Source organism: Vibrio methylphosphonaticus (assembly GCF_023634655.1).
GTDB classification, from domain to species: domain Bacteria; phylum Pseudomonadota; class Gammaproteobacteria; order Enterobacterales; family Vibrionaceae; genus Vibrio; species Vibrio methylphosphonaticus.
This window is the reverse complement of sequence record NZ_JAMKMS010000026.1, coordinates 1-15195: the sequence shown is the minus strand read 5'-3', so window position 1 is coordinate 15195 and position 15195 is coordinate 1. Positions and strand designations below refer to the sequence as shown.

General features: G+C 41.5%; 9 protein-coding genes. 4 read left to right on the top strand and 5 right to left on the bottom strand.

All coding sequences use genetic code 11. The features are described 5' to 3' along the window. Nucleotides 1-34 precede the first annotated feature (34 nt). The 3 genes from M9196_RS21260 to xylB form a co-directional block, all read right to left on the bottom strand. Entirely contained in the window at nucleotides 35-1072 is a 1038-nt protein-coding gene (locus M9196_RS21260; RefSeq protein ID WP_250619504.1) for a hypothetical protein, read from the bottom strand. Nucleotides 1073-1225: 153 nt separating this feature from the next. Next, complete coding sequence (locus M9196_RS21255) at nucleotides 1226-2434, bottom strand: family 43 glycosylhydrolase (protein ID WP_250619503.1); 1209 nt, start codon at nucleotides 2432-2434, stop codon at nucleotides 1226-1228. Nucleotides 2435-3041: 607 nt separating this feature from the next. Further along, nucleotides 3042-4493 (bottom strand): xylulokinase, encoded by a 1452-nt coding sequence (gene xylB, locus M9196_RS21250; protein WP_250619502.1) that lies wholly within the window; start codon nucleotides 4491-4493, stop codon nucleotides 3042-3044. Nucleotides 4494-4737: 244 nt separating this feature from the next. Between xylB and M9196_RS21245 the strand changes: the two genes are divergently transcribed. Next, entirely contained in the window at nucleotides 4738-5943 is a 1206-nt protein-coding gene (locus M9196_RS21245) for a XylR family transcriptional regulator (RefSeq protein ID WP_284677252.1), read from the top strand. A 332-nt stretch (nucleotides 5944-6275) separates the two neighbouring features. Here the strand turns inward: M9196_RS21245 and xylA are convergent, their stop codons facing one another. Further along, nucleotides 6276-7595 (bottom strand): xylose isomerase, encoded by a 1320-nt coding sequence (gene xylA, locus M9196_RS21240; RefSeq protein WP_250619501.1) that lies wholly within the window; start codon nucleotides 7593-7595, stop codon nucleotides 6276-6278. Nucleotides 7596-8391: 796 nt separating this feature from the next. Here xylA and xylF point away from each other — a divergent pair. The 3 genes from xylF (at nucleotide 8392) to M9196_RS21225 (ending at nucleotide 12155) form a co-directional block, all read left to right on the top strand. Beyond that, entirely contained in the window at nucleotides 8392-9387 is a 996-nt protein-coding gene (gene xylF / locus M9196_RS21235) for a D-xylose ABC transporter substrate-binding protein (RefSeq protein ID WP_250619500.1), read from the top strand. A gap of 61 nt (nucleotides 9388-9448) precedes the next feature. Then, nucleotides 9449-10978, top strand: a complete 1530-nt coding sequence (locus M9196_RS21230) for a xylose ABC transporter ATP-binding protein (protein WP_250619499.1) — start codon at nucleotides 9449-9451, stop codon at nucleotides 10976-10978. Nucleotides 10979-10982: 4 nt separating this feature from the next. Beyond that, nucleotides 10983-12155 (top strand): sugar ABC transporter permease, encoded by a 1173-nt coding sequence (locus tag M9196_RS21225; protein WP_250619498.1) that lies wholly within the window; start codon nucleotides 10983-10985, stop codon nucleotides 12153-12155. 421 nt (nucleotides 12156-12576) lie between these two features. Here the strand turns inward: M9196_RS21225 and M9196_RS21220 are convergent, their stop codons facing one another. Next, nucleotides 12577-14904: a hypothetical protein gene (locus M9196_RS21220; RefSeq protein ID WP_250619497.1), complete on the bottom strand. Its 2328-nt coding sequence runs from the start codon at nucleotides 14902-14904 to the stop codon at nucleotides 12577-12579. Nucleotides 14905-15195: the final 291 nt, after the last annotated feature.

Genomic DNA, 15195 nt, shown 5'->3' with positions numbered 1-15195 from the left:
ATTTGCTTACACGCTTGCTGTCGTAATACCCAAGCTAATCGATTAATACCGCTAACTCAGTATCGTCAAACTGAACGATATATTGAGATAGCTCGTCATCACTCAAGGTCGATTTTTTTTGTCTCAAGTACCCTAAAAGCGCAGTATCCTTTAGCGCGCTCGAGCTTTGACGACTAAACCACTCATGGAGTACTTCAGTGTTGTTCTCGAGCAGCGTGCTCATTAGAGACTCCATCATCACTTGCTGAACAGTTTTATCATAACTGGGTAAAGATTCTAGATATTGAGCCACCTCTTTATCCGAAAAAGCAGCGGATGCATTTTGAATAATTTGTACGTTAGATGCGGAGTTAACCTCGCTATTGAGCAAAATAAACTCCAATGCTTCCATGGGCTCCCTCTGCGACCATCGCATAAGAACAGCGGATCGCGCAGAACTAACAACAGAGCTTTGCTCTAAATCATTTAACCAACGAAGAGCGAGGTCAATATCATTCTTCGCTATCTCAGAGCTTAATTCAGCAATAAAATGTCCTCTGCTTGGCAAGTTTGTATGAAGATGTGAGAAATGCTCCATGACAACCGACAGCGTGTTATCGTCTAATCGGTAACGTAAATCGTTAAAAATCGCCTGATAATAAAGGGATTGTTGCTCAACCTTTAACTGTGGCAACCACGCCAAAACAGTATCAAGGTCGTGCCGACTAAGTTCGATTATTTTCTTTATGGCCAAAGATGGCTTCATTGCTGTGCTTTCTTGTAGCAATAAAAGTGTGGTTTGAATGTTTTCACGACTCACCTCTGCTTGCTTCTTTGACTCTAGATGATGTTTGATGAAAGCATTGTTTATTAATGAATAGTCAATGCTTGATTCCACGCTTTCAATGTCAGCGGAACGAGCAATCAAATCAGCATGATGCACCTCTGATTCAAATCCGCTCTTTTCTAATTCTTCACTTGGCTTCTCTTGATAAACGGACTCTGTACTGGCGAAAATGATAGTTCGTAAAACAAAGATTAAACCTACGCTTATTGCTATGGCAACAACCGGGGTTAATGCTTTAGATAACATGGCGTGCGCTCCATGAAGGACGTAATAGTAAAATCAAGGTAACGAGATGAATCCTCTAAGTAGAAGATACATAACAAATCCGAAATGTATCTTCCTTTGTACCGCTGTTACTATTTGCAGTTTACAGCTCAATTAAAGACATCAACACCGACTCTAGTTTGAAAGACTTGGTTGACTGACAATGTTATCAGGCCTAAAGGCATTAATTTGGCCACGCTTTGTCACATCAATATCGACTAAGCTGTACATCGCCCGTCGGTAATTATGAACCTGATCAGGAGCGGTTGGGTTGTACCCGTCGCTTTTACCATTTAAATGATCATGGTAAAACGCCCAGTAGTTGTTAGCCCACTCCACCACTGAACCATGATTCGTTCCAGCATTGCCAAATGGATGAACCAAAATCCCTCGTTGATCAAAGTTATGCATTGGATTGCTATTATTCCAAGCAACCGCCTGCTTTATTTGATACCCTCCTGGATATGGCCAGTCGGCTGGCGCAGTAACACTCGCCCATTGCAACCAAACATCTTCTCCTACTTTGTAAGCATGTGGTCCCTCTAAGTAACTTCCAGGCTCTAACATGAGGTCCATAGGACTATAGATATAATTAAAGTTGGCATCAATCTTGGCCGCCCAAATCGCTTTATTTCCACCACTGCCATTCTTAGCGTAGAACATGTACCACTGTGTACCGATCTTAATCACCGATGGGTCAAACACATGATCAAAGTTATTGCTGGTGGAAATAGGGTTTGCCCTTGCTACAAAAGGCCCCGCGGGAGTGTCTGCGACCGCAACACCAATCGTCTGATGGTTATTGTCTTGGCGTACACTAGGGAAAAACATATAAAACTTCCCGTCGTCACCTTGAACAACATCTGCAGCCCACATAGTGGCGCTATTGCCCCACCCCTCTGCGGACTTTCTTGCCCAAGGCACATCTTTTTGACGAAGCACTAATCCGTGTTTTTGCCACGTATTTTGATTCAATGCTGTGTCAACCGACGAAAACACCTGATAACCAGGCATACAAAAACCGGTATTTGCCCACGGAGAATAAGAATGTTTCTGCAATTTATCAGACCTCAGCTGACATAGGTCTTTACTGTCTGTTGAGGTATAAACGTACAGCTTTCCATCAAAGACTTTCGCTGTAGGATCAGCAGAACCCACTGGCTGCCACTGATTAAAGTGCGGATTATTTCCACCATCCCATATCAAATTTGGAGCCCAAACTTCTGGGAGTAATGTTCTATTTCGAAGTGTTTCAGCATACGCATTGGCCGCGATAAATGGGGTAATAAGAGTAGCAAGCAATAAGTTTTTCCGATTAATTGAACTGCTAACTTTTATATTCATCAATCTATTCTTCCTTGTTTTACCATGTCTGAATTATTTTTAATCATAGTGATTTACACGACATTACACGTCCCGTAAGAATCACCTTACGTAGTAAAGTTCAGTTCATACACAAGATAAGGCTGCTCACTTTATAAACAAAAGAATAATCACAGTTACAAAAAATCATAATATAATTACTAAATTAAGTAGAGGAAATATCTATCGCCACAGTGTATCAATGACCAACAAACCCATGCGAAAACATTATTTGGACGATATTATGCAGACAATATTATTGAGGCAACAATCCTCACTGGAAAATTATCTCGATGTAAGAATGGTCAACAGATACCAGTCAAATAAGTAATAGACATACAAAATAATTAACAAGCCAGTTGATTAACAAGTTAGTTGATTAACAACGAGAGGATAGATAAAAGTTAATACTTATGTAAAAAATCCACTCTCTACCATTCACCTCGGAAGTTAACACTTTAGATATTAACTTCCTAGATGAATAATATTTCAGCAACAAAAAACAGCCAGAAATTTGACGGCACATTTGATAAGTAAAGAGAATACGCGAACAAAATAAACTCATCTGATCGCATATCAACCTTATAATTTAGAATAAATCTTTCAGCTTAATATATAAGTTTCTATACACCGCTCTTTTCGTTTGGTAATAATTTTGTCTATCTTTATTGGGTTCATGACGCTGCACCAGTTCCGGCACGGGACAAATATCTTTTAATGACACGGCTTCTTCAGTACCTAAAATTGCCAACCTAGCTGCACCTAAAGCCGGACCAACGTCACCCCCTTTACGATACTCCAGTGGCTTTTCAACTATATCTGCCAGCATTTGACGCCAATATTCACTTCGAGCACCCCCTCCAATCAACGAAATCTCCTCTGGCACCACCTTAGTCACATGCAACGCATCAAAGCCGTCTGCGAATGCAAACCCTACGCCTTCCATCACGGCCAAAGCAAGTTCATTGCGTGTGGTTGAGTGCGTCATTCCAAAAAAGACACCTTTGGCATTGGGATCATTATGTGGAGTACGTTCACCGGATAAGTATGGTAAAAACACCACTTGAGAGTCCTCATCGGCGTGTTCATCAACGCTAGCAATCATCTCACCAACATCATCAAAACCTGTTAATTTGGCGACCCATTGTAAGCAAGATGCGGCGCTCAAAATAACGGACATGGTATGCCAAGTATTAGGAACGGCATGGCAAAAGCTGTGTAATGCAGATTCAGGGTTTGAGATAAAGCCATCACTCACAGCAAAGTAGACACCCGATGTCCCTAGTGACAACATTGCTTGACCGGGTTCGGTTAACCCAACACCAACGGCGCCTGCAGCGTTATCACCGCCACCAGCAACAACAGGAACACATGGCATTCCCCACTGCTTTGCCACCTTTTGGGTCAGCACTCCTGTCACATCACTTCCTTCATAGAGTTTAGGCATATTTTTACGGGCTAAACCCGTCGCATGCAATAACGCGTCACTCCAATCTCGAGCCTTTACATCCAGCCAACACGTGCCTGCTGAATCTGACATGTCTGAAGCAAAATCACCGGTCATTTTAAAGCGCAAATAATCCTTCGGCAGTAGCACTTTGTCGATGCGTTTAAATTTCTCTGGCTCATAGTTAGCCACCCATTTCAACTTGGGTGCGGTAAAGCCCGGCATCATAATATTGCCCGTTATTAAACGACTATCAGGCACTTTTTGTTCTAATTCTCGGCACTCTTCTTCACACCGACCATCATTCCACAAGATAGCGGGTCTAATGACTTCACCATCACTATCTAAAAGGGTTGCACCGTGCATTTGTCCCGACAGGCCGATCGCTTTTACATCGGACAAATCAAACTCATTTTTTAGCGCTTCAATGGTTTGGCACGTTGCTTCCCACCAATCTTTGGGGTCTTGTTCAGACCACAGTGGTTTAGGGCGAGAAACAGACATCGCTACTGTTTTAGTGCCAATAATAATCCCGTCTCGTGACATAAGGATGGATTTTACACCGGACGTACCTAAGTCAATTCCAATATACATAACTAAACCTCTGTTGATTAAAATACGACAAAGCACGAGCTGTACGCATCGGGATGTATGTCGGTTGTTCTTTCCTACACTTCAATATTAATCAACATAAAATGTTACACAATTGCGTTATTTAATAGTGTCTTTCACTCATTTATTGATTGGGATAGAGATCACACCCTGTACTTGCTTTTCACTGTTACAATCCTAAAACAATAATAAAACTAACAATAATAAAACTAACAATAAGGACATTATGAATAGACGCTATCGTATTACTTTGCTTTTTAATGCCAATAAAGTCTATGACCGTCAAGTAATTGAGGGCATCGGGGAATATCTACAGGCATCTCAATGTGAATGGGATATATTCTTAGAAGAGGATTTTGTTACACACCTAGATAACTTCAAGGAATGGAGTGGTGACGGCATCATTGCAGATTTTGATAGCCCAGAAATTCAAGCTCTGCTTTCCGATTCCGATATTCCCGTTGTTGGTGTCGGTGGCTCTTACACCAATAAAGATGATTACCCCCCTGTCCCCTATGTAGCGACAGATAATGAGGCATTAATTGAGTTAGGTTTTCAGCATCTAAAAGAAAAAGGCCTAGAGAATTTTGCTTTTTATGGTATCCCACATGATTCCGCTAAACGATGGGCTCTAGAACGAGAACTTGCGTTTAAGAAAATAGTGGAACGTGAAGGCTATTCTAGTGCAATTTACCGAGGTAAGGAAACCAGCCCACAAACATGGCAATACGATATGAATCGATTGGCCGACTGGTTACAACGCTTACCCACACCAACGGGCATCATTGCTGTGACGGATTCGCGCGCGCGTCACTTACTGCAAACGTGCGAACAACTTAATATCATGGTCCCAGACAAAGTGTCTGTTATTGGGATCGACAATGAAGAGCTTGCTCGCTATCTCACACGTGTCTCACTTAGCTCTGTTGGTCAGGGCTGTAAAGACATGGGTTATAGAGCAGCGAAAATGCTTCATAAATTACTCGACAAGAAACATCTGGGTGAAGCGTGTAATAACGTCACACAAGACTTTGCGCGAGTTTTGATTCCTCCGACGAAAGTATTTGAACGCCAAAGTACCGATTATCAAGCACTCAAAGATCCTTACGTGATACAAGCCATGCACTTTATTCGTCACAATGCTTGTAAAGGCATTAAGGTGGATCAAGTTCTCGATAATGTTGGTATTTCTAGATCTAATATGGAAGCGCGTTTTAGAGAAGAACGTAACCATTCCATTCATCAAGAGATCCACAACTCAAAGCTCAAGCGCGCCTGTTCTTTATTACAAGGTACTTCGCTGCCTATCGTTGAAATTTCTGAGTTGTGTGGCTACCCCTCACTGCAATACATGTATACCGTCTTTAAGAAAAATCTAGAGAAAACTCCCAAAGATTACCGAGAAGCGTCAAGAGCAGATTGTGCTGACTAACAAGCGACGACACCTATAAAACAGCCCTATTTTTAGGGCTGTTTTAGCCTTCACCTAACCAAGAGTACTTTAGGATTAACCTTGTTCATATATCAGCCCTCGTAATCAGGCTTGGTTTATCGATAGAGGAAGTTTCCGTAAATGTGCGACGACGAAGACATGTCAATATGGATATGACTGACTTAAATTTTTACGATGCTGAATCTGTGATTAGTGTTGATGTTTGTATCGATAGCTAAGTCACTGAAGGAGAGGAACCGTCATTCCCAATAAATTTAGCCCAAATAGCGAGTTAACACTATTTGGGCCAGTATGTATAAGCTCATCGAGTATTATTTATAGATAAAGCCATTAACAATATTCTCTAGATGCTCTTGCTGCCCAGATGATTTCACCGGCTGAATATTATTGTTTACAGCAAACTCAGCAACTTGTTGTAAGTTCATATCACCGTCCAAGATCTTCTTACCTAGATCTTCATTCCAACCGGCGTATCGCTGCGCAATTTTATGAGACAACACATCATTTTCAATCATTGTTGCTGCACGTTCAAGAGAGAGTGCCATTGTATCCATCCCGCCAATATGGCCGTGAAATAGGTCCGCCAAATCGGTTGATGGTCTACGAACTCGAGCATCAAAGTTGAATCCACCTGTTGTGAAACCGCCCGCTTTAAGAATTTCATACATAACCAACGTATTCTCTTCTACGCTGTTAGGGAATTGGTCAGTGTCCCAGCCTAGTTGCGGATCACCGCGATTGGCATCAATAGAACCAAATAATCCAAGAGATGTGGCGGTTGCAACTTCATGTTGGAAACTGTGGCCCGCAAGAGTCGCGTGGTTAGCTTCAATATTCACCTTAACTTCATTTTCCAAACCGAACTGCTTTAGGAAGCCATATACAGTAGCAGTATCGTAATCGTATTGGTGCTTCGTTGGTTCCTGAGGTTTCGGTTCAATAAGAATGGTACCTTTAAAACCAAGCTTATGTTTGTGCTCAACAACCATTTGCATGAGGCGCCCTAATTGCTTACGCTCTTGTCGTAAATCTGTATTTAATAGCGTTTCATACCCTTCACGACCACCCCAGAGTACATAGTTTTCTCCACCAAGTCGGTGTGTCGCTCCCATCGCGTTAAATATTTGGGTCGCGGCATAAGCAAATACCTTAGGATCAGGGTTAGTACCCGCTCCCGCCATATAACGTGCATTAGAGAACGCATTCGCGGTCCCCCAAAGCAGCTTCATCCCCGTCTCTTCTTGCTTTTTTTCAAACACGTCCACCATCGTTTGAAAATTATTGACGTATTCTTTTATTGAGTTCCCTTCAGGCGCAATATCAGTGTCGTGGAAACAGTAGTACGGAACACTCAGTTTTGAAAAAAATTCAAACGCTGCGTCAGCTTTCATTAACGACTGTTCCATTGGATCATTCGCATTTAGCCACTGGTGATCAAAGCTGCCATCACCGAATATATCAGCGCCTCCCCAGCGAAAGTTGTGCCAGTAACACGCTGCAAATCTCAAATGTTCCTTCATGCTCTTACCAAGAACCATTTTATCGGCATCGTAATGACGAAATGCAAGTGCGTTTGAAGATTCAGAACCTTCAAATTGAATTTTATTAATGTTTTTGAAATATTCAGTCATATCCATATCCAGTCAGTTATTTACAAGGTCCTGTTTCAATATCAATATTTACCTTTTTCCTAGATACGGCAATTATGTTTTTTGATTCCAAATTTCATCTATTTGTTTTATGTGCTTAACATCCCAAAAACAAACGTAATATAACAGCGGTAAAATGATGGCGATCACGTTAGATAAATATCATAAGTCCGATAGTATATCTTGCAATAGATAAGCATATATAGAGGTTACTATTATGGTATTCCCCGCAAGAAGTTTATTGTTCCTGATAGACATCGCCCCACACTCGTGTGGGGGTTTTATTTCATTTATTTCATTCATTTCAACAACTTACAGAAAGAAATCATTTAAAGTAATGACATTACCTCTTTAGCCCCTATAAGAGATACGCTGCTGAATGCATATCAAGAAAAATAATTACCTCTTTAGGGTTATACAAAATAACATAATGCTTAGAACATCACATAAATAGCCTTTCGATTGGTGTATATGTCGTTTAGAAATAAAACCGTTAATGCCCTATAAACCTTTGAGTTACAAATAAATATGATACTCCGATCACGATTTACTTAACCATCCAGTCACCAACCCATACAAATGGATTCTTCTAATAGCAAAGATTCGACTTATCTTGTATTTTTTATAACCTACGTCACACCTTTCTACAAAAACAAAATAACGTAAAAAGAGAGTGAGAAAAACGAAAGGAAGAATTATTTTTTTACGGCTAATTTAATTGTGCTTGCCAATTAATTGGTTTTTAAATAAGTCATAGTGAAACAAAAAGGATAATATAATGAAAAAGGTAATTTCTCTTCTATGTACTGCCGCCATCGCTTTTGCTGCTACCCCTACATTTGCTGATACCGTAAAAATAGGTATGGCGATAGATGATCTTCGCTTAGAGCGCTGGCAAAAAGATAGAGATATCTTTGTTGATAAAGCCGAAGAACTTGGCGCTAAAGTCTATGTACAATCTGCAAACGGTAACGAACAAACTCAAATCTCTCAAATCGAGAACATGATTTCTCGTGGCGTTGATGTTCTGGTCATCATTCCTTACAACGGAGAAGTATTAACAAATGTCATTGCAGAAGCAAAACGTGATGGTATTCAAGTTCTCGCTTACGACCGTTTAATCAATAATGCAGAAATTGATTTCTACTTATCATTTGATAATGAAAAAGTAGGTGAAATGCAGGCACAAGCAATGCTTGAGCAAAAACCAAATGGTAACTACTTCTTAATGGGTGGTGCTCCAACAGATAATAACGCCAAGTTGTTCCGTAAAGGGCAAATGAATGTGCTCCAATCTAAGATCGATTCTGGCGATATCACCGTTGTAGGGGATCAATGGGTCGACTCTTGGTTAGCTGAGAACGCACTTAAAATCATGGAAAATGCCCTAACAGCGACAAACAATAACATCGATGTTGTGGTTGCTTCTAACGATGCAACTGCTGGTGGTGCGATTCAAGCTCTCGACGCACAAGGGTTAGCCGGCAAAGTATCTATTTCAGGTCAAGATGCTGATTTAGCGGCAATTCGTCGAATCGTCGAGGGTACACAAACCATGACAGTGTACAAACCAATCAGCAAACTAGCTGCACGTGCTGCAGAGATTGCGGTTGAGCTTGGTAGTGACGAAACGCCAGAAACAAATGCGGTATTAAACAATGGTGTGAAAGACGTACCTTCGTGGTTACTAAAACCTATCGCTGTGAATCAAAACAACATCAAGAAAACCGTTGTTGCTGACAACTTCCACGCTGAAAACGCTATCTACCAATAAGGTATCAATCAAGAACTGGGGCTCTTGCCCTAGTTCGCGTTCAGTGATTAAGGAGTGAGATATGGAGTCGCTGTTAGAAATGCGCAATATTGTCAAACGATTCGGTGAAGTAAAAGCACTGGACGGCGTCAGTATTACGTTAGGTCGTGGTCAGGTATTGTCTCTATGTGGTGAGAATGGTTCGGGAAAATCTACCTTAATGAAAGTGCTGTGCGGCATTTATCCGCATGGTGAATTCGAAGGGGAAATTATCTTCGAAGGTCAAGCAGTTGAAGCAAAAGGAATTGCTGATACCGAGGCCCTTGGAATTGCCATTATTCACCAGGAGTTGACGCTGGTTAAAGAACTGTCGGTATTGGAAAACTTATTCCTAGGTGCAGAAATAGAGTCATATGGGATTCTCGATTTCGACCAAATGCATGCAGAGTCAGTGAAGCTGCTGGAAAAAGTAAAACTAAACATTTCGCCAGAAATACGAGTTGGTGATCTTGGCGTTGGGCAACAACAGTTAATAGAAATTGCCAAAGCACTCTCTAAAGACGCAAAGATTTTGGTGCTTGATGAGCCAACAGCGCCACTAACGGAGTCGGAAACCGACATTTTATTGGAACTGGTAGAAGACCTAAGAAAGCAGGGCGTTAGTTGTATCTATATCTCGCATAAGCTCAACGAAGTAAAAGCGATTTCCGATCAAATCTGTGTCATTCGTGATGGGACCCACATTGGTACTAAATCCGCTTCAAATATGACGACTGATGACATTATTACCATGATGGTTGGCCGTGAAATGAAGCAATTGTTCCCAAGAGAGGAACACGATATTGGCGAGATTGTACTTGAAGCCAAGAACATCAAAGCCCAAGACAAAATGAATACGCATATTTCTAAAGTAAATAACGTGAATTTTGTCTTACGCCAAGGCGAAATACTCGGTGTAGCGGGTTTAGTGGGTGCAGGTCGAACTGAACTAATGGAATGCATTTACGGTTGCTACCAAGGCAAATCAACAGGTGAAGTCTGGCTTGATGGCAAGGTGCTTAAATTATCCAGCAGTCGAGACGCGTTACATGCAGGAATTGCAATGGTACCGGAAGACCGTAAACGCCACGGTATTATCCCGATTATGGGTGTAGGCGAAAATATAACACTAGCAGGCTTAGATGGCTTTGCTAAATCAGGCATATTAGATGATGTAAAAGAAGCATCTGAGATCGAAAAATCGATCCAATCTCTCACCGTAAAGACACCTAACGCCGAGCTTCCAATCCGAAACCTATCGGGTGGTAATCAACAAAAAGCTATTTTGGCCCGTTTCTTAATGGTTAACCCTAAAGTACTGATATTAGATGAGCCAACACGGGGCATCGATGTAGGTGCAAAATATGAGATATACAAATTAATGTTTAAGCTGGTGAAGCAAGGCATCAGCATCATTATGGTTTCATCAGAATTGCCCGAAGTACTAGGTATCAGTGACCGTGTACTTGTCATGCACGAAGGAAAATTGAAAGGCAATCTGGTTAATCAGGATCTCACTCAAGAAAAAATCATGGACTGCGCGCTCTCAGAGCCGATCGCAGAAGAGGTATGATGTCATGGAACAAATAAAATCTGTATCAGAAAACTCTGGGTTCAATTGGAAAGGTTGGTTTCAGGGAGCGAAACTTCAACTGCTTGTCATGGCGACGGCAATTATAATTATTATGCTGTTTTTCAGCGTGATGACGGATTGGGCGTACTTATCGCCACGAAACATATCAAACTTATTCAGACAAACCTCAATCACTGGCATCTTAGCCATTGGAATGGTCTTCGTCATTATTAGTGGTGAAATCGACTTATCAGTAGGTTCGATGATGGGGCTGCTCGGTGGGGCTGCTGCGATACTAGATGTCTGGTTTGGCCTACCGTTGCCACTGACCATTGTACTCACACTTGGCGCTGGTTTCTTGCTAGGTCTATGGAATGGTTGGTGGGTAGCTTACAGAAAAGTGCCTTCATTCATCGTAACTCTAGCCGGTATGTTGGCGTTTAGAGGTATTTTGATTGGTATTACAGACGGTACAACCGTCGCCCCTATCTCCAGTGAAATGGGGCTAATAGGGCAAAGCTACCTACCTAACATGATCAGCATGATCTTGGGTGTTGCTGGTCTTGCAATGTACTTTGGATGGCAAAAGAAACGCCGAGTAACAAGAACTCACTATCAACTGCCTGTTGAGGCGGCAAAAACGGCAATGATAAAACATAGCCTTCTCGGTGTTGGTGTGTTGAGCATCATTCTTATCCTAAATGATTACCGTGGTGTCCCAACTCCTGTTCTTTTATTAGCGGCATTTCTAATAGCCGGTACGTTTATCGCTAAGAAAACTCAGTTTGGCCGTCGTATTTATGCCATTGGTGGCAACATCGAAGCCAGTCGTTTGTCTGGTATTAACGTAGAAAAGACGAAGCTTTCTGTGTATGCAATGAACGGTTTCCTTGTTGGCGCTGCAGCCTTGGTATTAAGCAGCCGACTGGGTGCAGGATCGCCCTCAGCGGGTAACATTGCGGAGCTTGATGCTATCGCAGCGTGCGTTATTGGTGGCGCAAGTATGGCAGGTGGTGTGGGTACGGTCATCGGTGCAGTAATCGGTGCTTTTATTATGGCATCACTCGATAATGGCATGAGCATGATGGATGTCCCCACATTCTGGCAATATGTCGTTAAAGGCGGAATCCTATTACTTGCCGTTTGGATGGACAGCGCGACAAAAGCAAAACGCTAATTGAATCATAATTGGGGGTATTTACCCCCAATTACCTCGAATTCCTTATTGCACCGAACTGATTGACTTCCATCATGCCTGTCCCTTCACGCCGTTTAATCACAAATAAAATAACCATTTTATATGGGCAAAGTTAAGCCTAGAGGAACCGCTATCCATACTCGGTAACTCAACCGTTTTATCTAATTCTGAACATATAAAAGATGTGACGAATGATGCAGTTTCAGTAACCTCTACTGACAAGACTTCCGGTGAAGAGTACTTGTAGTACAAGACATGGCGCAGGCTGTTGATTCATTTATTGGTCTTCTAGTCGGTAATTATTCTGGTAAAAAATTTGATTTATAACAATAATGTGGATTAAGTATTTGTTCGTATGATTGCGAAGCGCTCAACTTAGTTGAGCGCTTTTTTATTATTGTTAATCACTAATCCACAATGCATCTTCTAGCTTCATATTGAAATCTTCGGTCTCAACTTCAGGGTAGTAAGCATTACCCCAACATACCCATGGATAATCGGTAGGACCGTAGTTCATGCTGGCTTCAGACGCGACGTAGGTAGGGAACATCAAACCGGCCCAACTCTCTTTGTTAACTAGGTGATACATTCTAACAAAAGAGCGCTCTGGCAGATTATACTTAGTGTCGTACTCTGAACTAACCGACCCACCTTTTTCATTTACTACGAGATCGTTTTTAACAAATTGTGCGCCATCGCCAGATATTTTGAAATCGACTAAACGGAATGTTCCCAAATAGGGGAATGCGATTTCTTCGTTGATTCGCCAGCCTTGACCATAACGATCACCCGGCTGCAACGAGCCATATTCTGGAACAGCATCGACGGGATACTCACCATTATATTTATAGTTACCGGTACAAACACGTGAGGAGTCAAAATCGAGTCTTATCTTCTCAGGATGTTTGTAGAGGCTAATATGATACTTGTCATCGGTTAGGAACTTACCCTCATACTCAAATTCTCCACTCCAAGGCAGGGTAAGGATGACTTTCGCTTCTAAGTGAGGATCAATGAAGATTTTCGCTCCAACAACAGGCGGGAAAACGAGTTCCATGCCGGGAATAGAACCTATATCTTGATTGATATTTCCTCTGCCAGCAAACGCACCTTCGATTTTAATCGAGTCACCAAGCTTAGTAATTGGAAAAACGCCTAGAGAAATTGCCCCTTTCATGGAGTATTTATTACCATCCTTTGAGGGGAAACTAAGCCACCACCAACTGTCTTTTTCAGGTAGCTTTTGAATAACCTTCGATGTCCCCAAATCAATATCCATTGACATTCTTGGAATTAATCGTCTGATTTCATTGTTAAATGTAGAAGTAAATGTTTGATAGGATCTAAACCCAGTACCCACTTCTACTGTCCCGAAGTCAAAGGCAGTTTTTATTCCAGCACGAAGTCCATACTCATTATCAAGCTCACCACCAAAATAAGGTGAACCTGTTTTTACAGTCGTCTTAATCGCGCTACCAGGCCAATATAAGTCACCTTTAATTTCTCCTTTAATTGCACCTGTAAACTGCGCTCCAAAAGCGCCTTTACATATCTGGGTTGTTTTAGGGCTGCTTGATATTTCACTCTTCACGTCACAACTCATGGTCGTTTCCGGATCTAAGCACGCGGACACCTCTCCCGCTGAAGTTGTGTACTTCAAGCATTGAGTGGGGCCACCCGATTTGGCTTCTGCAAACGTAGAGTTAGTAGGGTTAAAAGTGATGTCAAAAGATTCAAATGAAACAGTTGTGTTTCCGTCATAATTCGCGACCAGATCTAATGAGGAAAACGCTTTTTTCTCTTCTTCAGTGAGCTCTTTTAACCGTGTTTGAATCACCAATGGTGCTTCTTCTAAAAAGATGTCTTGCTCTAAAGCTAGTGTAATGATTTTACTCTGGTCTTCGTCATTAACACGGACGATATACAATTCGTTGTCTATTTCTAGTAAAGTATTTTCTTCAAAGTCGTCGGCGTCTGGTAAAGAGAATGCCTGGATTGTTTGTACTTCTCGAAGTTGTGGCAATGTGCTCGGTACCATAAAGTCCATATGGTCTGCATACGAGTCGACACCACTTGAGTCGATAGCCTTAAGAAGTAAGCGATAGGTCTCCCCTAACCTAACTGGAACTTCTTCATAGGTATTTAAGGTTGTTACCTCTGAAATGTCAGGTGTTGGCTCACCATCTTGAAATCGAGTTACCGATAACGTGTAAGAGGTGCCATCATAAATTTGACCGTCGCTTGTTATCGCAGGCAACCAATTTACGTACAAATTGCCATCTGTATTTAGCCGAACCGATGTTATTCCGTTGAGAATAAGTGCTTCACGATCTGAAACATTAATAACCGTCTTTAGTTCACTGGCGCCATCGTTTGCTTCTTTTACTGCTGTGACCGAGACACTCAGCCCTGTATCCGTTGGTACTCTGGGTAAAACCACGTAACCGGTATAGTCTTGTGAGTAAATTAAAGGGGTTTTTACGCCATCAACTTGTTCAGTTGACCAATTGAGACTATACCCTTCGGGTAATATTCCTGAAACTTCAATTGCTATCCTTTGCCCAGATTGGGCATCTATCGAACTAGCGGTACACAACTGATTTGACTCGATAGTTATACAGTTTTTACCGTGCACGGGTGGTGTGCTGGATGAGTCTTCATCGCTACCTTGTCCACAGGCGAACATCATCCCAGACATTAATGGGATGAGAATATGCTTATAATTCATCTATATTATTTCTCTATTTTTTATCACCGCACTCTTAGTAAAAATTACAACTAATAAGTGCATACAACGACGTTGGCACAGACATTATGCTACTTAGCACTAAAGAGTTAACTTTGGTTGAAATATATATTCAAGTTGAAAAATCAAGACCCTAAGAATATATACACTTAAAAATTAAGCACTTATAGCTCTGAGCCGCGAATGTAACACAACGTTAGAATATGAAACATATATATTGAATTAATTGATATCTAAATGCCTATATATTGAGCAGGCAATATAAAAAACTAT